Origin of the sequence: Heliobacterium chlorum (assembly GCF_014502795.1) — a bacterium.
GTDB lineage: Bacteria > Bacillota > Desulfitobacteriia > Heliobacteriales > Heliobacteriaceae > Heliobacterium > Heliobacterium chlorum.
On sequence record NZ_JACVHF010000006.1, the window covers coordinates 45,678 to 72,467 of the forward strand.

The following is a 26,790-nucleotide window of genomic DNA, read 5'->3' on the forward strand; positions in this document are numbered from 1 at the left end:
ACCATTTCTCTGATACGCTTTTTCTATACTGTCAGCGATATCTTTGGCGGAGGCGGCGTGATTTTAACATAGCCTTGTTGAACGACGGATATGGATACCCGGCTAGGTTGGTACTCTCCTGATACGGATCCCGGCGTAAATTGATAGTTGATGGTGCTCGGCGTAAAGTTAAAGCTTAGCTGGCCGAGAGTGACATCGATTTGGGGTCGTTCCGCCGGCAGGCTGGCTATATTGATTTCAGGCGTCTCGGGAAAGGCGCTCTCTAAAGCGATGTCCGGGATTGGGTTCTCTTTGTTCTCGATCGCGCCAATCCGATCGCCTTCCTCCGCTTTTTTTTCGATGTATTCATAACTGTTTTGCATGGCTAGCTGGGCTTGATAGGCTTCTAGATCGACCATCTTCCGGAAGCCTACACTGGCACGGGCAGCCGTCTGGTCAATCTGGACCTGTGGGGGCGTACGGGTAATTTCCACGTGAGGTTGGGAGCGCTCGAAGGTCAGTTGGGGCAGCTCGTTATGAAGCTCAAACCGCCGGGGTATGGTCTGTGCTTGAATGCGGGTAAACTGCTGCTCGATTTGTATCCTCGGGAATTCCATAAGTCACTCCCCCTAAGTCTTACCAGTCCTTACAGTCTACTTGAGGAAGTCTGCTAAGCTTGGCTGAATAATGCGGGCTCCTGCCGACAAAGCAGAACGAAAAACGTTCTCCTGGGTTTTTAGGTCGATGATCACCTGAGCGATATCGGCGTCAGCGACTTGGGCAAGGTTATCGGTCATCGTCTGCTCAAAGCTTTGCAAGCGGTTATTGGTAAATTCGATACGGTTTTCTCGAGCCCCGATATTCGCCTGCTCCTCCAGCACCTTATCCGATAACTTATCGAGCCTTCCTAGATAGTTAAACTGGTTCCCAGCCCCGAGGGTAGTCGCTGCCGATTGCAAGAAGTTGAGCAGGCCTTGCTGGTTCGGATCAGTAGTGCCTGTAACATCGTCGGCAAATATTTTTTTCCCAATACTGTTCATCGGAACCGTCGCTTTAGCGTCTATTTCCACTTGAATTTCACAGTCGTTTCCGCTCCAACTGTATGAGGTGCCACTGAATGTCGCCGGTGGATTCGCTGTATTGGTTCCACCAAAAATATAGCGCCCTCCTACGGTCGTATTGGCGATCTGTTTAAGATGGTCTGCCAATTGAGCAACCTCTTCACTGATAGCTTGACGTCCTTCCGGCGTCATCGTGTCCGTATTCGCTTCCTCTAACAGTGTACGTACCCGTTGGACGACACTGGTTACTTCGGTGAAGGCGGAATCGGTGTTATCGAGCCAGATCCCTGCTTCCCGGGCATTATCGAGGTATTTATTTGTCTCGACTAACGCACTGCGGTAGGTCAAAGTCTGAACAGTTCCGACCGGATTATCTTCAGGCAGACGGTACTTTTGTCCGGATGACATTTGATACTCCGTCTTATCCATCTGCTTCATGATGTTATTCAGGTTTCGCATAACTGTACCGGTCATCATAGACTGGGTAATTCGCACTGAATGCCCCCTCCTATTCATCCACTAACGTCATATTTCAACAAGCGGTTCTATTATCGACCAACAACGCCCATTCGGCTGATGATCGTGTCAAGCATTTCGTCCGCCGCCGTGATCATCCGTGCCGCAGAGTTATACGCTTGCTGATAACGGATCATGTTCGTCAATTCCTCATCGAGGGACACACTGGTGATCGCATCCCGCTGACCTTTGACCGTTTCAGTGAGCGTAGTTTGGTTTTCAGACATACGGGTTGCCTGTTGTCCGTTTACGCCCAAGTCGCCAATGATATTACGATAATAGTCATCTAATGTACAAGGCTGCGGGAACGTGTCGACATCGTTGTATTTTAACTGAGAGAGGGCCAAGGCGTTACGCCCATCACCTTCATAAGTAGTGGTAGGATACGGCGTAATGCTGCTACTCTCGGGCCTGCCGGCAGCCAACTTGGAAGAGTCATCGAGGACTGGATTGATGATCAGATTTTCTAAATCTGTAGGATCGATGTAAGAACTCGAATTATTATAGGCAACAGAATCCACAAAAAACTTGATCTTACTGGGTATAAGAATACCACCTGAGTTTTTTTGAATATCTTCCAGGGAAACGCCCTGCTCATGAACCTGGTTGATCTGTGAAGCAAAGGTTAACGCCAGTTTCTGTAGTCTACGCCGCATGTCGGGGACGATGCCTTCTCGTTTGGTAATGTCTACATTTACGTTTGTGCCATTAGTGCCGGTTACATCGACGACCAATCCGTTCTTCAGGGTAACCCGAGTACCGTCAACTTTGTCAACGCCGACAGTCGTTGTTCCAGAACCGATGTTTACCGTAACGGGGTTGGTTATGACTACATTGGCACCGCCGGTACTATTTTGAAGCTCAAGGCTAGCAGGCGTAGCGGCATCATTAAACCGTTCAACGGAAAAGTTATATACACCATACTTTGTCGCCGTTAATTGAATCGCACCCCCGGACTTTGTGGCTTCCACTCCGGTGATCGAGGTTAGTGCATTGAACTTTTTGACCGCATCATCGATGGTTTCGGTCGAGCTTATTTGAAAGCTGCTGGTTTTTCCGTCGAGACCGGTAATCTTATATGTTTCGCTATGCCCGGCTGCCGGAGCGGCAAAGACAGCCATCGTTGCATTAGACTTCGCGGCTGCAGTATTTATGTGAAATTGATAAGTCCCGACGATGGTATCGCTCGTTACGTCCACTACAGAAGCACGGCTTGGAACATCGACATTGGCCTGCCAGTCAAAGTTCTGCGTACCGAATACGTTCGTTTCTCCTTTGGGTACCATCGCCCCCCGGGCTTCCAAACAGCCTTTCAGTTCGCCGCTGTTTGCGACGCAAGCAGTGCCCGTATCCCAAAAGACTTCGTACAAGCGTTTTCCGTTCGCATCGGGGATGCTGTTGTCATAGTGGATTTCCCTGCTGCTCACACCTGTGACAAGGCTTCCGTTACCGGCACCGACATTGACCATTCCCCGGCTGTCTTCGGACACGGTGATATCGATCAGAGAGGATAGCTTATCTAAGAGCAGGTCTCGTTTATCACGCAGGTCGTTCGCTTTATCGGTACCTACTTCAATCGCCAGAATTTGTTTGTTCAAGTCGGCGATCTGTTTTCCATAGGAGTTGATCGTGTCCACCGTTGATTTGACTTTATCGTTATAGTCTGTTTCTAACTGGCGAAGCTGACGGCTGAGGTAGGAAAAAGTCTCCGCCACGGCCTTACCCCGTTGGATGACGACCCCTCGAGCAGCCGGCTGTTCCGGATGGGCCGTCAAATCTTCGAGAGACTCCCAAAATTGGTCCATCACCTTCGATAGTCCCGTGTCATTTTGCTCTCCCAAGAGGTTTTGGATTTTTTGCAGGACATCCGATTGGATGTTCCAGTATCCCAAAGAACGGCTTTCGTTACGATACTGCATATCGAGAAAAGAGTCTCGGTATCGACGAATCTCGTCTACGTTCACCCCTGTCCCGATCTGTCCTGCACTGTTAGAACGGTGCAGGGAGGGCTGAAATAAGGACGGCGTGGTCCCGAGGACGACCGTTTGCCGTGAATAGCCTTCGGTATTCGCATTGGCGATGTTATGGCCTGTCACATCGAGACCCATCTTATTTGACATCAACCCTCGCCGGGCGATCTCCAAGCCAAAAAAGCTGGATAGCATATATATCCTCCCATCATCGCTCTCTTCGTTTTCTATATCCTATCTATATCTTTTTATTGAGAAAAGACGCCCTCATCGAGGTAGAATCGCCCTGTGGTCCGTAGGAAGGAATCGTCGATTCGGAAGCGCGGGACAAGATGTCGTAGTACCACTGGTAATATTCAAGGGACTTTTCGATCAACTCTTTGTTCCGGCTGTTTTGGTTATCGATCGCTTGGATGACTTCTGTTAGTTTTTCTTGCTGGGCAGTGTATTCTGCCTGCCAAAACACCGGTATCACTAAAAGCAGTTCAGACAATGGGGCACTTGGATGCAGACCCACTAGAGGAAGCAGATCATCCATGCCCTTTTGGCGCTGTCGTTCCACATGCCCTAATTGCAGGATGAGCGTGTTTTCTGCTTCCGTGATTTTCTGAATCTCTGGCAATTCTGCCTTTACTAAAAAGGTTTCTTTTTTCTTCGCTAGGATCAGCAAGGCATTTAGTAAGCGATACTGCATGGCTAAGATATTTTTTAACTGCTCAAAAAGGCCCTCCCGAGTGTCGTTCCCCGTTCCTACCGCACCCGAGGGGGCCTCATGTTTTAATGTCATGGCTGTTCACCTTTTTCCCTTATTCAGAGCCTAGCCGATCCACCAAATCGCGGCCGAGCAACTTCTCGGCAATCTGGTCTCCCGTGACCGAGTACGTGCCGGAACGTACAGCCTGACCTAAAGTGTTTACGATTTGCTCCCGCTCTTCTGGAGCTTCTCGAACGGCCTTCATCGCCGCTTGCAAGAGACGGGCCTCTTCCGAAACGTTGACCGTGTCCTGACCGGAGCCTTTGACTCTGGAAGTTTCCGCCATTCCGCTTCCTTTTTCCAGTCGTTTGGCCCCGTATACCTGGAGCACGTGTTGAATTTGATTGGATGATATGATCATCGTTCCCCACCCCCGCTGTCTATCCATGAAAGCAAATCATATCGAATATGCAGGTCTTTCTTTACTGCTTATATCGTTTCCCGGAACAAAAAACTTTAGCATCGGCATAAAAAAAGCTGGTTCGCACCAGCTTATTTGTCAAATTTATCGGTAATGTCCGCAGTAAACATTTTATCTCTCGGGCGGCTTTTGGTATCCCGTTCCGGCGTTTGCGACCGAAAAGAGCCGGCAGCCTGCTGCAATTCCCGGGCCAAGTCGCCTTGACACTTTGCGCAAAGTCTGCCGCTGGAGATGGGCGTTCGACAGCGTTCACATTCGATAGCGGCATCTTGAAAATCAGACGCCTCAATCCGTCCCTCTTTGATATACTGCAAAATCGTATCCTCGTCTACACCAGTCGCATTGACGACCTCAAGCAAGGTGGCTCCGGGGTACTCCCGAAGGTATTCCCGTACCTTTTCATATTTTTCTTCTTCTTCTCGTACACAAACCGGACAAATTCTTCGACCGCCTTGAGGGATAAAAATCCGGTTACATCGCGGACAATTTTTTACATTCATCTTTCAATATCCCTCTTCTCCACACTTTTTTTTATTATATCCGAGAGAGGGTAGTCGGTACAATAGCAATCACACCTTGAAGACCCCCTTAAATACCAATCCCAGCGGCTACTGTCAATACGAATATCTTTTCAACACCCCATTCCATCAATGGGCGGGATGCCTCAGCCACCGTTGCACCGGTGGTATATACATCATCGACGATGACCGCTGTCGATGGTTTCTTGGCCGTGGTGGTCAATAGATTCTTTTCATCCTCTTGGATAAAAAACTGACCTTCTAAATTGCGAAAGCGTTCGTTGCGGCCTAGTTTGGCCTGAGCCGTCCGGTCGGCGCGCCGTCCCAGGAGATCGGCGAGGGGAAGGCCAGTCTCATCACAAACGGTTTCGGCGATGAGACTGGCCTGATTAAAGTTCCGGCGGTAACATTTTTCTGGATGCAAGGGGATCGGTACGATCACCGCACCGCGCAATTCTCCCCAGGGGTTCAGCCAACTGCTTCGAGGAACGCCTTCCCAGAGTCTTTGAGCCAGCATCTGGCCTAAGGGGCGGGCCATCTTTTGATATCCTCGATATTTTAGATCATGAATCCACTGGCGGAGCATCCCCTCATAGGGACCGATGTTCCAGGCCTGTAGGAAGGGCGGTTCCCGCCGAGTACAGTCTGAGCACTTGGATGCCGATAAACTCAGTTCTGTCTGTCCCCCCGCCGTCTCCATATACTTCCCACATCGGCTGCATTGGACTTTACCGAGACGAATTTGCTCCAGTTCCCCGGCACAGCGGCGGCAGATCCCAGTCCGTCCCGGGGCTTGCCCGTAGATAGACAGGGCTTGCTGGCAAAGTGGACAATCTGGAAGGGCCGGAAACAGTGTCTCTTTGATCGCTGCGAACCAATCTAAGTATCTATCCAGTTCTTTTGGTTTTATTTGATCTCCATGTCCGTCATTTCGTTCACCTGTCTCTTCCGTCCTCCAACGCAGTCGAAATCCAGTCTCTTCATTGCTCCTTTCCTGCACTGCTCATCAACCTCATCTCCTCTTACCTCTCAAAACTCATAACGCTATAACTCCATAACTCTTTTTGCTCTTATTTTTTCCTTTAACTTCACAAGCTCCATAAACTCCATAGTTCGACAAACTCTAAGCTCTGGCACATTCTATAAGCCCGATTATTTTGTTAAGCACTCATCTATTCTCACTGAGCCGCTTTCTCATCCGAAAGTAAAAAGCCTTGCTTTTGCGCCTGCCCGTTTAGCCAGTGAATCGCATCGACAGCCTCTTGCATGGCTGCCGTTATTTTTGTCGCCACAAACCATACATCTCCATAGGGGCGTTCTGTGGAACGACCAGCGCGGCCGGCCATTTGGATCAAGGTACGCTCGTCATAGATCCGCTCATTTTCGGCAAACAAGACGACCACGTTTGCTCGGGGTACCGTGATGCCTCGTTCCATGATGGAGGTAGTGACAAAAATGGGAAAGAGTTGCCGGCTGAAGCGCTGCCGTTTTGCTTCCCGATCAGGGTCGCGGGAATGGCTATATTCGACCCAGGTGCCTTTAAAATCGTTGAAAGGCGGAAGACGGGTCGCCGCTTTCAGAGATTCACCGACACGGTGAGCTAAAAAAACAGAGGGAACGAAGAGGAAGACCTGGGACAGGTCTCCTTCCACACTGCGGTGTAAGAATGTAAGCAGTTTCTCGGGAAAGATCAGCTGTTCCCGGTCCCAGCGCCACTCCTTTTCCAAAAGGATCTGCGGAACGGGAAGCGGGTGTCCGTGATGACGAGCCGGGATGCTGACCAGTTGCATCCGCTTGGCCCGGACTTCCCCTTTCATCTGACCATCAGGAGTGGCCGTCATGAGAATCACTGGACCATGCCGTTTGCGGGAACGGGCAACGGCATGATAGAGCATGGCGCTGCCCTGGTAGGGAAAAGCGTCGACTTCATCGAGGACAACGAGGTCGAAAGCCCGGTAAAAGCGGATCGCTTGATGCGTTGTTGCCACGACCAATGGACTCGTGCCGAACCGCTCCCGGCTCCCTCCGTAAAGGGTCGTCACGGGAATACCCGGAAAAGCGGATTGCAGTCGGGGAGTCAGTTCCAGCACCACGTCCCGACGGGGAACGGCAAAAAGAACCCGCCCGCCTCGTCGCAAGACTTGGGCGATGGCGGCAAAGGCAACCTCGGTCTTGCCGGCACCGCAAGCCGCCCATACGAGAGCCTCCCGCCGTTCCTTAGAATTGTCGGCTAGCCAATGCAGCAGTTGTTCGCTGGCCGCCTCCTGGGCCGGGGTAAGGGGAAAGGTCAGCACGGGCCAGAGCGGACTGTATCCTTCCTTGGAAGCGGAAGCCGTCGTTGTGTCCTGGGCTGAAGGTGAGTCGAACTCTTCTCTGTCCCATGTCTCCGGAACAGAGTCGGGAAGCCTTTCCATGAACCAGGGGAGCACGTGCCGATTCCACCGGGCAACCCAGTTTTCATCGCCAGCCAATCCGTAGAGGGGCCGGCAAAGGCGCGCTTCCCCCATGGTCAGGCATTCTTCACAGTAGTAACACTTCTCCCTGCCACAGCGAACACAGGGACTGACGGAAATCCGGCTGTTCTGGCCGCAGCGGACACAGCGAACTTGTTCCGGGCCGGTCATCATGACAGAGGGGTAGATCTCCACGATTCCCGCTAAGGCCAGGACTTGCAAGATATCCTCCAATTGGCCGACGGGAAAGGGGATACCGTCCTGTTGACTCTTTTCTACCAAAGCCATTTCCAGCTCCGATGTAAACAAAAGCCGGCCTTCGAGCACTTGCGCTACTCGTCTCAAGTCAGCCAACTGGCAAAGAGACTCCTCTCCCCCGGAGGGCCGGTAGACGTGGAGGGGAAAACCGGTGGCAGCCTCTGGCAGTTCATGAAGACCCCGAAGTAGTGTAATCGTCCGGCGGGACCAGAAGCTTAACTCAGGATCACTTTTTTCAATCACTGGTCGACCGTAGATGTACTCATGGCTTTCCTTTTCAGCGACCCCATGATCGGCCGGCTCCAACAATCCCCAACCGAGGGTATGAGCCAATTTGCGCCAGAATCGACCCGTCTGAGACGGCCGGGGTTGAAATTCAGCAGGATTCTTTTTCTCCGCTTCAGCTCGAAGCCGCTGCAAAATGTACAAGGCGATGCCTATGGGCATGTTCGGCGTTAGTGACACAAGGCTGTCTACTCCTTCGGGATGGAGAATCGTCAAGTCGAGAGCCGGATCATGGGTAAAGCCAAACCAGGATTTCCCCTTGCCCCGGGCTAGATAGACAGACCCCTTGAGGCAAACCACCGAGCATCACCCCTCTTACATATTTTTCCTATAATTCATTCTCCCTCGACCGACCTTTTCCTTCTTCGTTCTGCAATATTTTGGAACAGTCCACTTTTTGCTCACAACTACAGAAGACAATTCTTAGGTAAAATGGTAATTTTTTAATTAAAATGTTTTCTTTTAAAACTCTTAATGTTCACTTCGAAAACATCTCTTGGAAATGAAAAACCAGTTATTCTCCAACGAAAATAACTGGTTTCTGAATCACTATCAAATTGTCGCCCAGGTTTTCTTACTGGCACAAAAAATAGCATCTTGGAACAGAGTCTTTTACATACACCTGCGGTGGTGCTAGAAATCCTCACATTTTTACGAGACGATGTTTGATCGCATACAAAGCCGCCTGTGTCCGGTCTTTGACCTGCAATTTCCGAAATATATTGGTGATATGGTTTTTCACCGTTTTTTCGCTGATAAAGAGGGTCTTGGCGATCAGGGCATTGGTCGTACCCTGAGCAATCAGTTTGAGCACATCTAGTTCCCGTTCCGTTAGTTCATCGGCAGGATGAAAGGACGCTTCGCCTTCATCGCCTTTTTGACCTCGGGCACGTTGAATCGCTTTGCTCACCACGGAGGGGTTCAGCACCGACTCACCTCGGGCCACACAGAGGATGGCGCTATAGAGCGTATCGGGGCTGACATCCTTCAACAGATACCCGTCGACACCCGCCTCGATCAGTTCAAGAATATGTTCTTCTTCCTCATGAGCCGTCAAAATGATGATCCCCGTTTCCGGGAGCTCGCGCTTCAGCACCCGAGTCGCTTCCACGCCATTTACACCAGGCATGTGAATATCCATCAGGATGACGTCTGGGTTTAACTTCCGGGCTAAATTGATAGCGCCTTGCCCGTCGCCAACCTCGTCGAGAACACGAAACTGTGGATCCAACTCTAGTATCTTACGCAGCCCTCGACGGAGCAACGTATGATCGTCAGCAAGCAGAATTCGGATGGGTTCCATGATGGTCACTCCCTGTCGTTTCCGCCTTGAATCGGAATGCGGATCAATACCTGCGTACCTCGGCCCTTTTGACTGCGGATCTCCACGATACCCTCCAGCAGTTCCCCCCGCTCCTTCATCCCTACCAGGCCATAGTGCTCGCCTGAATAAGCCATCATCGCCTCGGGATCGAAACCAATTCCGTCATCCCTGACAATCACCGTGACCGCTTCCGGAGCCATCTCAAAATAAAACTGGAGCTTTTTAGCTTGGGCGTGCTTACGTACGTTGCTCAGCACTTCCTGGACCATCCGGAAAATGGCCACCTCATAAGGCCGATCGAGCCGTCGGGCTTTGCCGAGAAAACGGCATTCCAACTGCAATCCTGTTCGCTCAGCAAAGTCGGTCACATAGCGCTTGAAGGCAGGTTCTAACCCTTGAGCATCAAGGGCCGTCGGGCGCAGATCATAAATAATCTTGCGGACGTCTTTCAATGTGGCGCGAACAGCCACTTTCAACTCTTGCAATTCCCGGCGCACCGCCTCGGGATCGGCGGCGAGGAGCCGCTCACAAAGCTCTGCCTGTTGAACGAGACTGCTCATCATCTGGGCTGGACCATCGTGAATTTCCCGGGCTACGCGCAGTCGTTCCTGATCCTGGGCCAAAATAATACGCAGAGCCGCCTGCTGGCGAAGCTGGGCCTCTTCCATCTTCATCGATAGGTCTTTTAAGTTGCCGCCGATAAAATCCAGAACGACGCCCACTTGGTTCATGAGCTGTTCTGCTCGTTCCACCATCCCCTGCAGATGGCGCAAGCGGCGCTCCAATTCATCCCGTTTCAAACGCAGTTGGTTTTCCCGCTCTCGCAAGACAGCCAGATTCACTTGAATATCTCGAGCCTGTTCATAGGCTGTGCGGATATCCTCTTCGGAAAAGCGCTCCAGGCCTCGGCTCACTTCCATCAGCCGAATACGGGCCTGCCGCTCTTTGAGCGTCAACGTATCTACTTGATCGATAATTTTTTGTGTCGATTCACGAATCTCTTGAAGATCTTTCTGTACCCGCGCACATTCTGTCCGGGCGTCTTCGGCAATAGTAAAAATTTGCTCCTTTGCATTTTCGATCGCATCGATCGTTTGTCGAACAACTTTATCTAACGCCCCGGCTTCGAGCACGCCTTCCACTCCCCATCCATCCACCTGATTTTCTCTTTATCTCAATACTTGTACATTTGGCATGTATACAGCGTTTTACCGAATTGGACCTGCCTTACGTAAAGAAAACCGTCCAATCCAGCCATAGATGTTGCATCATTCATTTTGTGTCACCGGATGGGATTTGCGTTTTCAAACTGAGTATTTAGCTCTGTTACGCTAAAAAATAAGACTCAACTTGATCTCTTCGACAGTTTCTCTATTTTCTCCTGCTGATTTTTTTGCTGTCCTTGTCCTCGCCGTAACATAAAAAAGCACCGACGAAATCGTCGATACTCTTGAAATACAAAACATACCCGCCTAATCATTCGGGTCTGTTCTTTTTACTTTTTCGGAAATCATCTTTCCATAAACCTCTTGTTTATCCAGCCTGGTTCGCGATGCTCCCGCGACGCAGATCCTGTATCTGCGCTTCATGGCGGATCGTGATCAGAGATAAGCCCTTGTTAATTCCAAAGCCTCACAATGCATATCGGCCAGACGGCTTACCGATTGGACTGTACGGGCTACATCCCCCTCGAGTTTGTCCAAGCGCTCTATAGATGATTTTCCTTCGGCCCTGGATTCTTGGAAATTGCCTTCAATGGCTCTAACGATATGGTAGATTTCATCCTGTTGTTGTTCAAGGCCGGTAACTCTCATATCAATATTAGCAACATGTTGTTCGAGACCGGTTACTCGCTGTTCGATTCTAGTGACCTGTTTTTCAATTCCGGCCACCCGGTTCTCAATCCCGTCCACCCGTTGCTCGATTCCTGTAACCCGAGTCTCAATAGTAGTAACCCGTTCTTCAATGCCAGCAACCCGCTGTTCTATTCCGGTTACCCGTTCTTCAATACCATTTACTCGCTGCTCGATGCCAGTAACTCGATGTTCAATTTCCGTCACTCGCTGCTCAATGCTGGTGATCCGTATTTTAACTTCCCGCATGTCTGTCTTTACCAGCATGATTTCGTTTAAAATCTTCTGGAGCATTTGCTCGCTCACCGATGTCCCCTCCGTTCCGAATGGCATTTGTTTTATCGTAACACTCTCGAAAAGCAAACGTTTGTTCTGGTCATATTGTACCCTTTGTTTGACACACAATCAAGCGAAGCCCAAAATATAATGGAAAGTTTTTACTAAAACCACAATAGTGCTTAGTTGCAATTTGCGCAAAATAGTACCGGAAAACAAAATAGCTCTAAAATAGTAAAGGCTCATGACCCGTCGGGTACAGGACAGGATAAAGAGGTTCTTTAAAAATAAAGGAGTGCGAACAGTGACGTTCAACACTCCTTTTTCACCAGATGATTTAATTTCATATTTGCTCGATTCGCTTTTCTACAGTTCCCTTTCTCCGCGGCCAATTTTTACAGCTTCAAGGCTTCCTTAACCTCACTCTGAATCGCCTTCAACTGCTCCTGGCTGTTGGCTTCCACATAGAGTCGGAAGAGCGGTTCCGTACCGGATGCGCGAACCAGAGCGTAGGCGCCGTCAGCTAACAGCAGCTTCACTCCGTCGATGGTCAGCCGTTTGACCACGTCCACCCCGGCGATCTTCGACGGTGAATAGGCTTGCAGAGCCGCCATAATGGCCCCTTTCTCTTCCGGCGCCGTATGCAGATCAAGTCGTTGCGAGACCAGTTGACCGTATTCCCGACTAATGTCAGCAAGCACTTCTGTCAAAGGCTTCCCAGCGGCCGCCCGGACTTCCGCCATCAGGATGCAGGCTAAGACGCCGTCTTTTTCCGGCATATGGCCTCGGACCGATAAACCGCCCGATTCTTCCCCGCCGAGCAGTGTTCCATGGTCCCGCAGGGAAAGGCCGATGTATTTAAACCCGACAGGGGTCTCTTCAACAGTGGCGCCCTGCTTGGCGGCGATACGGTCAAGCATATGCGTCGTCGCTACGGTGCGGGCGACAGGCCCCGTCAATCCCCGACGCGTCAGCAAGTGGTGGTACAGTAGCGTCAATACCTGGTTGGCATTGATAAAGGTGCCGTCAGCATCAATGACGCCAAAGCGGTCGGCATCCCCGTCTAATGCGAGCCCGAGATGAGCGCCCGATTCGACCACTCTCGCTTTTAGCTCTTTGAGAACAGCGTCGGAAGGTTCCGGCAGACTGCCGCCAAAGAGAGCATCGCGATAGTTGTGAATCACCTGATATTCGAGGCCGCACTGTTCCAGCACTTTCTCCAGGTAGCCGATTCCGGCTCCCCACATGGGATCGACGACAATTTTCAGTCCCGAGGCAGCTACCGTTTTCATATCCACGACCAATGCCAATTGCGCCATATAGGCATCCATGGGATCGATATCCCGGACCAACCCTTGTTTCCGGGCTTCGCCCAGTCGCAGCTTTTTCACCATCGGGGGGAAATCTGCGCGTTCCTGGTCATGGTTCCCCTCAGAGCCCTGCGTTGATGCGACGAGCTCCTTGACCCTCGATTCGATGCGATCAGTAATCTCCGGCAGGGCAGGGCCTGCATATTCGGGAATAAACTTTATCCCGTTGTATTCCGGCGGATTGTGGCTCGCCGTCAACATGATCGCCCCGGCAGCCTGGTGATGGGTGATGGCAAAAGCCGTCACCGGTGTGGGCAACGCCGCCGGCGGAATGAGCACGGGAATCCCGTTGGCCGTCAAAACTTCGGCCGCCCGGACAGCAAACTTATCCGATAAAAAGCGCATATCATAGCCAATGACAACACCACGGCCGGCAATTCCTGCTCCCTGGACAAAATCAGCGATCGCCTGGGCCACGATCTCCACATTTCCAAAGGTAAACTCATCGGCCATGATGGCACGCCAGCCATCGGTACCGAACTTAATCGCCATTCATCGACATCCTTTCATTTGAAGAAACGCATTGCAAATGGGGGATGGGCCGGATGACCAACCGGCCTTCCGCATCTATGTTAAAACGGACTAGGCCACCTTGGGGAAAGGCTTCCCATAAACCCTGGGGAATCGACAGCTCTCCTTGTTTGGACAGGTAAGTCAACTGCATGCCTGCGTCCCTCCGCAATCGTTTGTCAAATTACTCAGCGGCGGCGGCGAGCTGGTGACGTATTCCGCATCGGTGTCTACACATTAGTGTATATCACCCAAACCAGCGCCCTGCCTCCTGGCGAGTGTTAGCATAGCATGCCTTTTATCGGGTTGTCCTCAGAAAAGCGTCGAAGAGTCGTGCCATTCCCTCTCCTGTTTTGTCTCATTCTGTCGAGGAAAGTCCTATCTTCCGGCCAGCCGTCGCAACTCTGCCAACTGGCCGCCGGAATTTACCACCAAAACCCATTCTCCGTCAGTCTTCAACCCTGTCAATATATAGCGTTTCCTAAATGATGTTTCCAGACGTGAAGTCGATTCTCCTGCTACCTTTCACTCCCTCAAAGTGTCTCCCAAAAAAGACTTTTCCATGATCACCGGCCTAATTTCCTCATCAAGCCTTCTTCATCCACCTTAAGGGAACAAAAAAGCCGCTTCGGCAGCGGCTACGTCAAAAAAGCTATGCATGTTAAGAACCGCTAAGGTCCGTTAGGTCCCATTCCTTCTGTTCAACTACTTGTCGTTTCTCCAGAAAGCGACGGTCTGTTCCAACCCCGCTCTGAGCTCAGTTCTGGGTACCCAGTTGAGGGCTTCATGCAACCGGCGGTTATCCAAATAGCTGTGCAAAATATCGCCGGGACGGGGTGGCAGGTAGTGAGGGTTCGGATCAGCGCCGGTGGCCTCGCAAAGGGTACGAAAGAGATCGTTTACCGTTAGCGGCCGACTGGTGCCTACGTTATAGACGCTTTCCGAAATCCGGTCGGCGTCCGCCTCAAGCACCGTAACGATCGCGTCAGCCACATCGCCTACATAGACAAAATCACGGGTCTGCTCGCCGTTCCCGAAGATCGACGGTGCTTCCCCTTTACAGAGGCGGTCGCAAAAAATAGCGACGACCCCGCCCTCACCGTTTGCGTCTTGGCGCGGACCATAGACATTGGCAAAACGCAGCGCGACGCCAGCGATTCCGAAAAGGCGGCGGTAGACTTGTAAGTAATGTTCCGGCGTATGCTTGCTGACACCGTAACAATTGGCCGGATCGAGGGGATGATCTTCATCGATGGGCAGCCGCAGGGGATCCCCGTAGACGGCTGCCGACGAAGCGACGATCATCCGGTTCACCGCACTCTCCCGGCAAGCTTCCAATAAGTTCAAGGTCCCTAGAATATTCACCTGTGCATCGCGCATGGGATCGCGGAGAGACACTTGGATATCCACTTGGGCCGCCAAATGAACGATTCCATTGGGACGTTCCTGGCGAACGACCTCACGAATCTCCGGCTGGGCCACATCCATCTGCAGAAAACGGGCCCGGGGATGAATATTTTCCGCTTTTCCCGTAGACAAATCGTCCACAATCAATACATCATCGCCCCGGTCGATCAACCGATCGACCAGGTGGGAGCCAATAAAACCAGCCCCGCCAGTAACCAATATTTTCAACGATGCACACTGCCTTTCCATCCGGAAAATGGTTCCCTGATGTTTATAGCCGACTTAGGCGGCCCTAACTATTTTTTCAATGTGACTAAATCCTGGCGAATAAATCCTTCTCGCCCATCAGGCAACGTAACCCGGTACCAATTGGAACCATCCGATCCGGACTTCGTTTCCAGGATGGTCAGTAGGGTTCCATGATCTGCGATGCAGAGGACGGTGTAATCCATGCCCGGGCCGTAGCGCACATTGGCTCCCGTCGTCGAGTTGATCGTCCCCTGCGGTTTTCCGCTGGGAACTACGGCAGAAGCATTGCCAGCCCCAGCTGCCGAACCATCGCTGCCTGCTCCAGTCGAGCCGTTTAGGCCAGGATTTCCCGTAAAACCAACGGCCCCGGAAGTTCCCCGATTTGCCGTCGCCCCAGTATCTCCTGCTGAACCCCCAACGGGGCCATTAATCAGCACGGGCCCCGTATAGCCCCCGCCGCTGGTCGCCGTCCAAGGCGTATTTTGATAGTTCGACGGCATCGGCGGCAGCTGTACTGGGGTACCGGACTTCTCGAGCGCGTTCTGCAGCGTTTCAATCCGTTGATTTAAGGCAACAATTTGATTATGTACCTCTACGGAGTTATCGCGCAGGATTTTATCCAAAAAACTCTTCGAGATCAAAGGATCGTCGGAACCACCCGGGGCCGCGACGGCCAACACCACTTGCCCCATGATAAAACCAGCGACGAGAAGAGCCACGCCACCGGAAAACAAGCGGACAAAGCCTCTTCCCCGCCTCGGCGTGGCGTCAGATTCTTCTGACACTCCAAGGAGCACCTTTCGCTCCTCTGCAGTGAGGCCGGAAAAGCTGCCTGATTCGGCCTTCGATTCTACCGTCATCAATTCTTCTTTCCATTGCAAATCGGGCTGTTCGGTAGCTGGTAATCCTTTCTGTTTCACTGGAACTCCCCCTAGGATATGTATTTCGAAAACAGGAAAAGCCACTGGCGTTTATACCAATGGCCTATATTCGCCTCCAACCCGACCCTAGATACTATTCATCGTCTGCCTCTAAGCGAACACGACTCGCCGCCACTTCCGAGGCGCTCGCCGAACGCCCCAAGATGCCCAGCCGATCAGCCGTGACGATGATCAAACTCGATATCAGGATGAGAATAAAGACGCTCTGGGCGGTGGAAAGACTGGTCAACACGACCGCGGTGACCCCTAAGACGGTATTGATGCCGTAGATGATCATCACCGTCTGGGGATGGCTAAAGCCTAAGGCCAACAACCGGTGATGCAAGTGATCCTTATCGGCCTGAAAAATAGGTTGTCCCTTCTGATACCGGCGAAATATGGCGAACCCGGTATCGAGAATCGGAATGCCGACGATCAAAATCGGGATAAATACCGAAATAACCGTAGCCACTTTCGCTAAGCCAAGAATGGACAAGCAGGCCAAGGCAAAGCCTAAAAACATAGCCCCGGCATCACCCATAAATATGCGGGCGGGGTGAAAATTATATTTCAGAAATCCTACGGAAGAAGCTGCAAGAATCAGTGCCAGATAAGCGACTAAAATTTGCCCTTGCGTCCAAGCGACCACAGCTAGCGTCACCGAGGCAATCGAGGCAATCCCCGCGGCAAGCCCGTCCAGACCGTCAATCAGGTTGACCGCATTGGTGACGCCAATAATCCAGATGACTGTAATGGGCGCCTTCAGCCAACCCAGGTCGACCACATCCGGTCCAAACAAAGGCCCGAAAAAGGGGTTGGTCACAAACTCGACAGACAGTCCAAAAGGTATGACCGCACTTGCCGCCAAAATCTGTCCGACCAGCTTCCACTTGGGCGACAAATCTCGCGCATCGTCGATCACCCCGACGAGAGTAATGATGAATCCGCCAATCAACAACCCGACGATTTCCGAACGTAAAAAGTCGGAATCCTGAAAGCTCATGACGGCGATAGCGGCAGCAAAACCGCCATAGATCGCCACACCGCCCAGATAGGGCATGGGCTCCCGGTGAACCTTGCGTCCGGAGGGCATATCGACGATGCCAAGGCGTAAGGCCAGTCGGCGGACCAGAGGGGTTAGTACGAGGGCGAATAGAAACGCAGCACAGGCTGCCAGGGCCATCGACACCCAGGTCGCCTCCTTCAAACTAAATCGACATATACAACTGTTATTTTACTCCACGTCTCAGGTGAATACAACGGGGACCTTCGTCCCGGCAGCAATGTTAACAAATGTATTACGAAATTTTACTTGGCGATCGCAAAGGTCAGTTCCGCTTCACAAGCCAACTGAGCGTCCACATAAGCCTTGCCGACGCCTTTGCCGATGCTCTTGCGAAGGGCCGTCAACTCCACCTCAAGACGGAGCGTATCCCCGGGCACCACTTGACGGCGGAAGCGAACTCCATCTACCGCAGCGAACAAGGCAATGCGCCCCTCATACTCGGGCATCTTCAAGAGGGCAACTGCCCCGGTCTGGGCCATCGCTTCGAGGATCAGCACGCCGGGCATCACCGGATGGCCCGGGAAGTGGCCTTGGAAAAAAGGCTCGTTGATCGTCACATTTTTCAGCGCAACGGCTGATTTTCCCACTTCCAGTTCCGTCACCTTATCGATGAGTAAAAAAGGAGGTCTATGGGGTAGAATCCCCTGAATATCTTGGGCCGATAAATTCACATTTTCCCTCATGGGTATAAATCTTCCTTTCCCTTTTTATTGTGTCCTGAAAAAAAGGAACGGGACCCCTCATGTCGAAACAACTATCTTTTAGGGACCCATCCCAATTACAACAGTCGAGGAGGCTTTTCATCCCGTGAAACTAGTCGACGAAAAAGGACGACTCTTCGGTATCGTCAACCCGCTGGATCTTGTCATTCTACTGGCGGTCCTCTTGCTAGTCACCGGACTAGCGACGAAAACCAAGACCATCGTTCAAGCGAAAGAAACAGAAGTGCAGTTTGAGGCCATCTTCAAACGGGTCGCGCCGGAAGTGGCGGCAAACTTGAATGCGAACGAACCCCTGTTAGCGGCAGGTGCACTGGTGGATCCGAAAGATGCTCACGTCGACTCCATCCGCGTCGTCCCCACCCGCTCATCCCAACCGAACGCCCAAGGCCAACTGGTCCTTACCGATGATCCTTATCTCAAAGATGTATATGTAACCGTACGCGGCATATCCCGCTCGGCTACCGATGACTTAAAAGTGGCTGCCCAAGAAATCAAGTCAGGAAAAGAGTATTACTATAAAACGCAGCGGGTTCAGTTGCTGGGCACCGTCGGCGGCGTTACGGTACTGAACGGAAAGTAAGTGTTCACAGCCACTGTCTTTAGTATTTCGCCGTTAACTATTTCGCCGAAACTTTCCCCGTGACTATCTCAACGTTTACAATTTCACCGTTTACTCCGAAAACCTTGTCCCTCTTCATGTCACTTCTCACCCAGCTTTTGTTGAATCTCCTGCAGCATCGGTTCGAGCCGGGCGTCCCAGGAATGGTGTTCTGCCAAAGCCAATCGTTCGGCCCGCTTTTCCGGCGAATCAGTGGCTAAGGCATTCCGAACGGCTTCAATAAAAGACTCTTCGTCTTTTGCCACGGAAACCACTGGCGCAAATGGTGTCACTTCCGGCAAAGCCGTCGATACGACCGGTTTTCCGGCAGCCAGATACTCGTAGACTTTCACGGGATTGACGCTGAGCGTTAGTTCATTGATGCGAAAGGGAGACAGGCAAACCTCAAAGTGTCGAATATAGTCCGGAAGAGAGCCGTAGGGTTTTCGGCCCAGCAAAAAAACATTGGGCAGACTCTTTAAGGCTTGCACATCGGTCTCCACCGGCCCGATTAAGACTAGGGCGCTCTCTTTTTGACCCGCAGCCAAACGGGCGAGCAGGCTTACGTCGATCCAGTCGCCGATCCCCCCGACAAAGCCGATCAAATGTCGAAAACCGGACGGGAGATCGGAAGGTGTGCAGATATCGGTCGCTTCAGCATCGGGCTTCCCGGTGCTGAGCTTGCCATCGCTAAGGATACCAGCGACGGATTGTTCGCCATTTGCAGTTTCGCATCGTCCATAGGCCTGGCGGAAATGCTCCACATCAGCTGCATTCGGAACGAGCGTCACATCCTCCCGAACGCGGCGCATCTTATCACGAAGCGTCATCGCCGAAGCGAATACAGCATCTGCCTCGCGGGCCAGCTCGTTCTCCATGTCGACCATCACCGCCGGATCGATGAACCCGGAAAATGCGGCGTGGTCATCGACACAATCGTAGACCACTCCTTGCCAGGGGAAGCCTGTTGAGAGAAGGTCACAAGATCCGGGAAGATAGGTCCAGAGCAAAGGCTTGTCCCAACGAAGTTGTTTCAGCGCTTTCCGCAAGGAAGAACCCAATCGCCGCTGGTTCATCCGGTTGATGCTGCGCCGCATTCCATGAAAGGGAAAAAAGACGGGCGGCTGATATAGCCAGATTCTCCCGGCATCCACTTCTTGCAACTGGTCGACCTCTTGCCAACGAGTCTTCCACAGGGCCGGATTTTTTAATGGCGCCAGGTAGGTGATGGGCGGATCGACATAGAGTATCCGGTGCCCTTGCCGGGCGAGCCGAACCATAAACTGCTGCGCCCGTGCCCAGATGCCATGCCACTCAGCAGCGCCAATACAGACAATATCCACGTACGTCCATCCTTTACGTGTATTCCCTATTGTTAGATTATACGCGATGGTCTACCCCTTGTCATATTCGCAAGGAATGTACGCGTTTAGAAGGGCTCGCAAAAGGTAGCCCTGGAGGTGAATCCCCTGAATACCATTCAAACCCTTAATCGAATAATTGTCAACAGTCTGGTCGTTCGAGCCGGACTTTGGCTTTATCAACTCGTCCTTCGTTTGGAACCCCTTTGGTTGTACAGCCGCTTTTACGAAGTGATGGATCGTGGGATTACCCTGGCAGGCAAAAGCGCCTTCGGCCAATTTTTCGGCGCCGATCCCCTCGTGCGTCACGAAAGGCAGCTTCGATCCTCGTGGATGATCGGCCTATGGCGAAAAGTCACCGGCCCGGTTCAGTCGCTCCGGCTCACCCTCATCGACCGGCTTCACCGTATCGCAAAGGGCAGCTTCATCGGTGACATCCTCGCCCATATGGCTGTTCCGGAAGGTTGGCAGTTAGGCGGCTTAGCCAAAGCCGGTTTAGCCTTTTTGCCTGGGTTCATCCTATCCTACAGCTTGTTCAAAGGGACAAACCAAATTGTCGCCCTATCCCTACTGGTGCTGTCCGCTCTCTTCAACTGGCGCCGTTCGGAAACGACCGTGACCGAAATCTGGTATGATTCGTGGCTCGGAAAAGCGGTTACATCTCTGATTCCGGAGGATATTGCCCCGCGGAATAGGGAAAACATCATCGCCCCTGCTTTGACGGGGGGTTCGGCCATCGGCATGTACACGGCACTCTTTGGTTTCGGAGTCCTTTTACCTTTTTTGTGGACAAAAACAGGGAATCCCCTTGTTCTCGCCCTCCCGGTTGCCCTATTCGGCCTGCAACTCATTCTTCTTCGGCCTTCGAGTGCCTTATGGATCGTCACCGCCTATACGGCAGTCGACTGGCTCCTTCGCTTAAAGACAGCCTCATTAGCCAACTGGTGGGACGAAATGCTCTTCGCATTGATGGTAGCCGCCATCGCCGCACACTGGTTGACCCGCCGCGATTTCCGCTGGCGCCTCCATCCCTCCTGTTTTACGGTGACCACCTTTATCTCAGTCATGCTGTTCCTCTTCTTGATCGATCACTCCTATCCAAACATCTCTATACCGATAGACGGCCTGCGGGTTGTCATCCAGCATATTCTCTGGTTTTACGTGGCCGCCCAACTGGTTCGATCGCCGAAACAGGCGAGCCTCTTGCTCATCTTCTTTACCCTGATTGGTACGGCGATTGCCGCTTACGGCGTTTACCAGTATGTCACAGGTGCCCCTATGCCGGCCGGTTGGGTCGACCAGGCCGAAGATATCAAAACCCGGGCCTTTTCCATCGTCGGCAGCCCCAACATTTTAGGAAGCTTTCTCGTACTCACCACGCCCATTGCCTTAAGCTTGGCCTACCGGGGAACGGCCTGGCAACGTCTCTTCTATCTGGCTTGCGCCGGTATCATGGGCCTCGGGATGATCTTTAGCTTCTCCCGCGGCGCCTGGCTGGGACTCGCCATCGCGATCATACTCTTTAGTCTCCTACAGGACCGGAGACTGATTGCGCTCATGATTATTGGCGGTATCCTGCTTCCCATCGCTTCGCCTTCCGTTTCGGACCGGATTAGTTACTTACTGAGCCCAGAGTACTTCAAAAAATCGGCCACCGACGGCCGGCTCGAGCGGTGGGACCTCGCTTTAGACCAGTGGAAAGCTCATCCCGTTACCGGCGCCGGTTTTGGCCGCTTCGGCGGCGCCGCGGCGGAACGGCATAAAGATGAATTACCTCACCGCACGCTCTATACGGACAACTACTATATGAAAACAGCAGCCGAAACGGGCACGGTCGGTCTCATCGCCTTTATCACCCTGATGATCGCGGCTATCCGAACAGCCATCGGATCCGCTCTGCATACTCCTCGAAACTACCGTGCCCTGGCCACCGGGGTCGCCTGCGGACTCGTTGGGGTCGCGCTGCATAATGCGGTGGAGAATGTCTTTGAAGTGCCGCTGATGGTGGTATCTTTCTGGATATGTGTGGCGCTTGTGTGGGCTTTACGAAGGCAACAGCCAATCAGTTAATCAGAGCAGAACTTTATATACCTGTTTCTCCTTATATACGAAACAGCCCAAGGTCTCAACTATAGGAAGACCTTGGGCTGTTTCTATTGGTAATGTAACCTCATGTTTCAGAACTTAAGCGTTTACGGATTTACCGTAGTCGATTGTATATCAGAACTTGCTGTTTGCGAGTTAGACGATGGCGTCTGTGTATCAGAGCTTGGCGTTTGTGGCTCAGGGGTGGGAGCTTGTGCATCGGGATTTAACGTTTGTGGATTTGTGGCTGGGGCTTCTACGTCAGAGCTTGGCGTTTGTGGATCTGCGGCAGGAGTTTGTGTGTTGGAGTTTGGTGTTTGTGGATTTGAGGACGGAGCTTGTGTGTTAGAGCTCGATGTTTGTGGATTAGAGGATTGTTCTTGTGTGCTAGAGCTTGGGGTCACAGGCGTTTGAGTATTATTTTGATTGTTTTGTTGTGAAGCCTCTTGTTGGTTGCCTTGCTCAATTTTGGTCTTATCGGTAGGTGTTTCGGGAGTTTGAACCGTTTCAAGGTTTGTAAGCTGTTCGATTTTCTGTTGTTTAAGATTTGTTTTTTGGGCAACTGAGAGATCGGTAATTACGTCAAAAGCATCTAGATTAATATAGGAGTTAGTCGAAGATGCGTTTTTCGTTCCATTTCTTACGATTTTTATCGTATGTGAAGTGTTTGGTAAACTTAGATTCTCATATAAGGTCTGTTGATAGGCTGCAGTTGAAGAATACAAATCGACGTTAGAAGCTACTTTCGTACCGTCGATGTAGACATCAGCATAGCCCATAGTATTGTTCTTATACCCGATCCAGCGAATACCCGTTCCCGTGAATGTGTACTGAGCATATGCACCGGTAGTTGTAGCGTATTTTGCTGAACTTCCGCTGTAACTAGTGCCGGTCACTGCAGTCCATGTACCGCTGATAGTTGCTGCCGATTCTTCAACCCTTTTAATCGTTGGCGCCTTATAGGTATACGTTCGGGTGACATGTTGTGATGTATTCCCTTTTGCGTCAACGGCATAAAGATCAACGGTGGTGACGGAGCCATCGACTGCACCCTCATTTTTCAGATTGACAATCGTCGAGAAATTAAACGTGTTTGTCGTGTTTGCGTTCGGAATCTCGATGTTCTTGGTTACTGTTCCGCTTTGCGTATTAAACGAGCAAGCGACCTTCACGGAACTAACAACCTTATTATCGTTCGCCGTTCCGCTAATCGTTAGCTGACCTCCAACGGTTGCTCCGTTTGCGGGGGATACTGTGGAAATGACCGGGGGTAGATTATCCAGGATATCCACAGCCAGATCATAGGGAGTTCCCCCAAAGCTGTAAGAACCGTTTACATCGAGATAGTAAACACCGGTTGTGGGGACCGTATAGGAGAAGCTAATACTTTGCGTATCATAATCACCATAAGCACCGGCCACGTTCGGGATATAACCTGGGAGTTCAGGGTTTACGGTCGTTGATTGCGGTGGGAACAGATAGAGGCCCATCGTATGATCTGGGTTTTTCGTGCAAGTTGACATCTGGGCATTAATCGTATCTCCAGCACTAAGGGATATCGCGTAGACATCATCCGCATCAAGCTTATCTACCATATCGCTAGCCTTATTATTTTGCAGGGGTACTCCGGGAATATCGTCATCATAAACCGTCGGTTTGGAGTTTACCGTCAGCGTATAATTGCCGGAACCAGAAAATCCGACAACCCAAATATAGTACTTTCCAGATTGGTTGACCGGGTAAGAGAAGTATTCTTCCGATCCAAAGGTGCCTCCCGAACGAAGGATATTGTCATTGAATACGTCTTTTGCATCAGGACCGAATAGGGCGAGGTCAAAATCAGTACCGTCTGCACCTTTGAGGCCGAAGCTGTAGGTTTTATTGGCGTCTAAATCGATGCTCCAGACATCGGAAAAGTCTGTCGAGTTAAAATTTACGTCGTCCAAATAACCGGTCACTGAACTGGTTTTCATGGGGAATCCAGGAATGTTATCATCGCAGGCAAATTCGAAGGGCTTAGACTTATCCGATTCATTTTTACTGTAATCTACTGCGGATACGGCGTACTCGTACACGTTTCCGGGAACGGCTTTAGCGTCGTAGAAGTACGTATCCACCACAGGTACCGTCGTAAGTTTGGCGAAGTTCGTCTCACCTTTCAATCTCCGATATACATGGAATCCCTGCAGGTCTTCGATGTTACTTGCCGTCCAATAGACTCCCGCAGCATGCATAAAGGGCTCATAAAAGACCGTTTCCATCGTCGGTGCCGAAGGTGGAACGTTATCCCACGAGGCGACAAGTGCGTCAATGTTGATGTTGGTACCACTCTTCCGTCCCGACGGATCGCACTTACCGGTCCATTCGATTTTTACATTGTGCTTTCCTGGACGGGTCGCATATTGGAAAACTTTCTGTTGAGTAGCTGTTGTTGAACTGTATAGCGAAGGGGAACCCACCAATTTGCCATCCAGGTAGACGTTGGCAATACCCTGGTTCGAATTCTTCATTCCAATCCATTCAAAACGGCTGCCTACAAAGGTTAGCTCTACACTTCCACGTGCGTTAATTTGTTTGGCTGTGCCGTTGGAATAGGCTCCGGACAGATTCGCCCAAGGTCCGCTATATTGAAGCTGACTACTCGTGTCCTCATATACGCCTGGACCATTTCCGGTATACAAATAGTAAGAACCGGTTCCTTTATAGGTGTAAACATCAATATAGTAAACACCTGACTCGGGGGCCGTATACTTGATTGATTCCTCGGAGGAAGCTACGTTCTCAGAGAAGGCCAGCATGCCTTCACTGTTATTGACTGTCGTTGCGTAGGGCGAATAGAGATACAGGTCGAAGTCTGTACCTGATTGACCGCTTAAGTTAATTGAAAAAGGCTGCCCTTGTTCGAGATAGACGGAATATACGTCATCGGTGTCACTTTGTTCTGTCAGATTTTCTTCAACAAAAGCATCTTTAAAGGGGACTCCAGGAATATCATTATCGCTGATTGGGCCTGAGTTTGTGAGTGCGTTATAAGCGTTAATCATCCGACCGCTGCCGACATAACCTTGCAGGCTGCCAAGAGGCGTTCCCGTATTCTTCAACCTATTAATTACATCGGTCGCCGATAGCCCTGGATTTTGACTGTATAATAAGGCTGCCGTACCCGTCACATGAGGTGTCGCCATGGAGGTACCACTATAATAGTCATAGCTGTTACCGGGAAGAGTGCTCTTGATTAAGTGGCCCGGGGCCGCCACGTCTACTGTATTTACACCGTAATTGGAAAATCCGGCAAGCCATCCCCAGTTTGTAAGCGCGGCGACAGAGATGATGTTGCTGCTGTCATAACAGGCAGGATATGTAGGAGAAAGGTCGGTGTTTTTACCGTCGTTTCCGGCAGCGCATACGAAAAGCTTACCGAAGCTATCAATCGCTTCTTTCAATGCAGGGTCGTAACCGCCGCCTCCCCAACTGTTGTTGGCCAAAGTGGCTCCCATTTGCTTCGCATATTCGATAGCGCTGATCGCGTTCGATGTAGAGCCAAACCCATCGGGGCCGATAAACTTCAGTGACATAATTTTTACGTTGGGAGCGATGCCTGCCACACCAATCTCATTGTTCGAAGCGGCAGCAATGGTTCCAGCTACGTGGGTCCCATGATAATCGGAATCGGAGTATCCACCATCATTCGGATGAAATAAAGTATTGTCATTGTAGTAGAAGTCCCAACCGTTCACATCATCCACATAACCGTTTTGATCGTTGTCTATACCGTCCCCTGGAATCTCACCCGGGTTTACCCAGGCCGCTTGTTGCAAATCGGGATGGCTGAAGTCAATGCCCGTATCGATAACGGCAGCGACAACACTCGGACTCCCTTTAGTGATATTCCAGGCTTCAGGTGCGTTGATGTCGACATCGGGGGCACCTAAATTGCCCAAGATCGGCTGTCCCGTGTTGTTAAGGCCCCAGAGCTCTGAAAAATAGGCATCATTCGGTATATCGGTCAGCCGATATTTGTAGTTCGGCTGTACGGAGAGAATGGTGGGATCCTTCTTCATTTTCTGCATCATCGTGGAGACAGACGTTCCTTTGGGTAACTTCACCAACTCAGATCCGATGGAATTAAACTTTTTGGTCGATTTTAAAGAATAAACTTTACGTATCTTATTTTGATCTACACCAGGTTTATATTTGACGATTAATTCATCAGGAGCATAGGCAGCTGCAGAAGCAGTAGAGATCTTTCCAAACGTGGCTTTTGCCGCAACAGCCTTCGTTTTATCCGACTTTTGTAAAGGAATGCCTAAGCGCTTGGCGGTCTGTTCAACCGGACGAGCACTTTTTCTCGGCTTGTCGCTGGTTCCAGTGACGTTCGTAGATGTCTTGTTCGCAGAGGCCAGGCTTTTGGCATTTGCCGTGGGTCTATTCTTTTCCTGCGCATGAAGTTGATCCAGCATTGCTTTCAGCTTATCTTTAAAGCTGGTCTTGTTCGGCACCTGAGGTTGAACTACGGTTGTTTTAATGGCTGTTGATGTATTCGATGTCGATGCAAAGCCTGGTGTAATCATGGAAAAAAGAAGTGTGGTGCTCAGTGCAATTGATGTGATTCGATGGACATACCTGTTCATTTGCTTCCCCCCTCCAATAAATTTACTTAGTAAAAAGGGTTTTCTTTGAGACAATATGAATTAAGCATCCCCCCAAAAGTTTACTTGGGCGAATTCATTTGCTTAGAAAAACCACGATATGTAAATAACTGTAATTTAATAAATTTGTACGTACACTCATATCGCCGGGATAACACTCATCCACCCAATGAAGATTAAACCAT

21 protein-coding genes are annotated in these 26,790 nt (G+C 51.0%); 2 read left to right on the top strand and 19 right to left on the bottom strand.

Annotated features, from left to right (window positions below; all coding sequences use genetic code 11):
* Positions 1-23: 23 nt before the first annotated feature.
* The 17 genes from H1S01_RS08060 to fabZ all read right to left on the bottom strand — a co-directional run bounded on the left by H1S01_RS08060 (position 24) and on the right by fabZ (position 17,873).
* On the bottom strand, positions 24-596 hold the full coding sequence (locus tag H1S01_RS08060) for a DUF6470 family protein (RefSeq protein WP_188039581.1): 573 nt from the start codon (positions 594-596) through the stop codon (positions 24-26).
* A 36-nt stretch (positions 597-632) separates the two neighbouring features.
* Positions 633-1,535: a flagellar hook-associated protein FlgL gene (gene flgL, locus H1S01_RS08065; protein WP_188039582.1), complete on the bottom strand. Its 903-nt coding sequence runs from the start codon at positions 1,533-1,535 to the stop codon at positions 633-635.
* A gap of 53 nt (positions 1,536-1,588) precedes the next feature.
* Positions 1,589-3,721, bottom strand: coding sequence for a flagellar hook-associated protein FlgK (gene flgK / locus H1S01_RS08070; protein ID WP_188039583.1), 2,133 nt, complete (start codon positions 3,719-3,721; stop codon positions 1,589-1,591).
* Positions 3,722-3,764: 43 nt separating this feature from the next.
* Positions 3,765-4,313 (bottom strand): flagellar protein FlgN, encoded by a 549-nt coding sequence (locus H1S01_RS08075; RefSeq protein ID WP_188039584.1) that lies wholly within the window; start codon positions 4,311-4,313, stop codon positions 3,765-3,767.
* A gap of 19 nt (positions 4,314-4,332) precedes the next feature.
* On the bottom strand, positions 4,333-4,641 hold the full coding sequence (locus H1S01_RS08080) for a flagellar biosynthesis anti-sigma factor FlgM (RefSeq protein WP_188039585.1): 309 nt from the start codon (positions 4,639-4,641) through the stop codon (positions 4,333-4,335).
* 131 nt (positions 4,642-4,772) lie between these two features.
* Entirely contained in the window at positions 4,773-5,201 is a 429-nt protein-coding gene (locus tag H1S01_RS08085) for a TIGR03826 family flagellar region protein (RefSeq protein ID WP_188039586.1), read from the bottom strand.
* Between the two features lie 88 nt (positions 5,202-5,289).
* A complete protein-coding gene (locus H1S01_RS08090; RefSeq protein WP_188039587.1) occupies positions 5,290-6,219 on the bottom strand; it encodes a ComF family protein in 930 nt (309 codons plus the stop codon).
* 178 nt (positions 6,220-6,397) lie between these two features.
* Positions 6,398-8,515 (bottom strand): DEAD/DEAH box helicase family protein, encoded by a 2,118-nt coding sequence (locus H1S01_RS22280; protein ID WP_188039588.1) that lies wholly within the window; start codon positions 8,513-8,515, stop codon positions 6,398-6,400.
* A gap of 343 nt (positions 8,516-8,858) precedes the next feature.
* Positions 8,859-9,518 (bottom strand): response regulator, encoded by a 660-nt coding sequence (locus tag H1S01_RS08100; RefSeq protein ID WP_188039589.1) that lies wholly within the window; start codon positions 9,516-9,518, stop codon positions 8,859-8,861.
* Positions 9,519-9,523: 5 nt separating this feature from the next.
* Positions 9,524-10,696, bottom strand: coding sequence for a histidine kinase (locus H1S01_RS22285; protein ID WP_188039590.1), 1,173 nt, complete (start codon positions 10,694-10,696; stop codon positions 9,524-9,526).
* A gap of 444 nt (positions 10,697-11,140) precedes the next feature.
* Positions 11,141-11,698, bottom strand: coding sequence for a coiled-coil domain-containing protein (locus H1S01_RS08110; RefSeq protein WP_188039591.1), 558 nt, complete (start codon positions 11,696-11,698; stop codon positions 11,141-11,143).
* A 365-nt stretch (positions 11,699-12,063) separates the two neighbouring features.
* Positions 12,064-13,530, bottom strand: coding sequence for a phosphoglucomutase/phosphomannomutase family protein (locus tag H1S01_RS08115; protein ID WP_188039592.1), 1,467 nt, complete (start codon positions 13,528-13,530; stop codon positions 12,064-12,066).
* Positions 13,520-13,702, bottom strand: coding sequence for a hypothetical protein (locus H1S01_RS08120; RefSeq protein WP_155477012.1), 183 nt, complete (start codon positions 13,700-13,702; stop codon positions 13,520-13,522). The genes H1S01_RS08115 and H1S01_RS08120 overlap by 11 nt, the downstream gene beginning before the upstream one ends.
* A gap of 551 nt (positions 13,703-14,253) precedes the next feature.
* Entirely contained in the window at positions 14,254-15,183 is a 930-nt protein-coding gene (locus H1S01_RS08125; protein ID WP_188039593.1) for an NAD-dependent epimerase/dehydratase family protein, read from the bottom strand.
* A 68-nt stretch (positions 15,184-15,251) separates the two neighbouring features.
* Complete coding sequence (locus H1S01_RS22290; RefSeq protein ID WP_188039594.1) at positions 15,252-16,124, bottom strand: SH3 domain-containing protein; 873 nt, start codon at positions 16,122-16,124, stop codon at positions 15,252-15,254.
* Between the two features lie 94 nt (positions 16,125-16,218).
* Positions 16,219-17,307, bottom strand: coding sequence for an MraY family glycosyltransferase (locus tag H1S01_RS08135; protein ID WP_188039692.1), 1,089 nt, complete (start codon positions 17,305-17,307; stop codon positions 16,219-16,221).
* A 125-nt stretch (positions 17,308-17,432) separates the two neighbouring features.
* On the bottom strand, positions 17,433-17,873 hold the full coding sequence (gene fabZ, locus H1S01_RS08140) for a 3-hydroxyacyl-ACP dehydratase FabZ (RefSeq protein ID WP_188039595.1): 441 nt from the start codon (positions 17,871-17,873) through the stop codon (positions 17,433-17,435).
* Between the two features lie 124 nt (positions 17,874-17,997).
* On the opposite strand from fabZ, the gene H1S01_RS08145 reads away from it, so the two are divergent.
* Positions 17,998-18,492 carry a DUF4330 family protein gene (locus H1S01_RS08145; protein WP_188039596.1) on the top strand — a complete coding sequence of 165 codons (495 nt, stop codon included), beginning with the start codon at positions 17,998-18,000 and terminating at the stop codon, positions 18,490-18,492.
* A gap of 119 nt (positions 18,493-18,611) precedes the next feature.
* Here the strand turns inward: H1S01_RS08145 and H1S01_RS22295 are convergent, their stop codons facing one another.
* On the bottom strand, positions 18,612-19,853 hold the full coding sequence (locus H1S01_RS22295) for a glycosyltransferase (protein WP_188039597.1): 1,242 nt from the start codon (positions 19,851-19,853) through the stop codon (positions 18,612-18,614).
* A gap of 117 nt (positions 19,854-19,970) precedes the next feature.
* Between H1S01_RS22295 and H1S01_RS08155 the strand changes: the two genes are divergently transcribed.
* Positions 19,971-21,941: an O-antigen ligase family protein gene (locus H1S01_RS08155; RefSeq protein WP_188039598.1), complete on the top strand. Its 1,971-nt coding sequence runs from the start codon at positions 19,971-19,973 to the stop codon at positions 21,939-21,941.
* Between the two features lie 122 nt (positions 21,942-22,063).
* Here the strand turns inward: H1S01_RS08155 and H1S01_RS08160 are convergent, their stop codons facing one another.
* Positions 22,064-26,587 (bottom strand): S8 family serine peptidase, encoded by a 4,524-nt coding sequence (locus H1S01_RS08160; RefSeq protein ID WP_188039599.1) that lies wholly within the window; start codon positions 26,585-26,587, stop codon positions 22,064-22,066.
* Positions 26,588-26,790: the final 203 nt, after the last annotated feature.

Excerpts from the sequence above, each read along its gene's own strand:
- H1S01_RS08060 (WP_188039581.1), bottom strand. The coding sequence starts at position 596 with ATGGAATTCCCGAGGATACAAATCGAGCAGCAGTTTACCCGCATTCAA.
- H1S01_RS08115 (WP_188039592.1), bottom strand. The coding sequence starts at position 13,530 with ATGGCGATTAAGTTCGGTACCGATGGCTGGCGTGCCATCATGGCCGAT.
- flgK (WP_188039583.1), bottom strand. The coding sequence starts at position 3,721 with ATGCTATCCAGCTTTTTTGGCTTGGAGATCGCCCGGCGAGGGTTGATG.
- fabZ (WP_188039595.1), bottom strand. The coding sequence starts at position 17,873 with ATGAGGGAAAATGTGAATTTATCGGCCCAAGATATTCAGGGGATTCTA.
- H1S01_RS08120 (WP_155477012.1), bottom strand. The coding sequence starts at position 13,702 with ATGCAGTTGACTTACCTGTCCAAACAAGGAGAGCTGTCGATTCCCCAG.
- H1S01_RS08080 (WP_188039585.1), bottom strand. The coding sequence starts at position 4,641 with ATGATCATATCATCCAATCAAATTCAACACGTGCTCCAGGTATACGGG.
- H1S01_RS08100 (WP_188039589.1), bottom strand. The coding sequence starts at position 9,518 with ATGGAACCCATCCGAATTCTGCTTGCTGACGATCATACGTTGCTCCGT.
- H1S01_RS08085 (WP_188039586.1), bottom strand. The coding sequence starts at position 5,201 with ATGAATGTAAAAAATTGTCCGCGATGTAACCGGATTTTTATCCCTCAA.
- H1S01_RS08135 (WP_188039692.1), bottom strand. The coding sequence starts at position 17,307 with ATGGCCCTGGCAGCCTGTGCTGCGTTTCTATTCGCCCTCGTACTAACC.
- H1S01_RS08160 (WP_188039599.1), bottom strand. The coding sequence starts at position 26,587 with ATGAACAGGTATGTCCATCGAATCACATCAATTGCACTGAGCACCACA.
- H1S01_RS08075 (WP_188039584.1), bottom strand. The coding sequence starts at position 4,313 with ATGACATTAAAACATGAGGCCCCCTCGGGTGCGGTAGGAACGGGGAAC.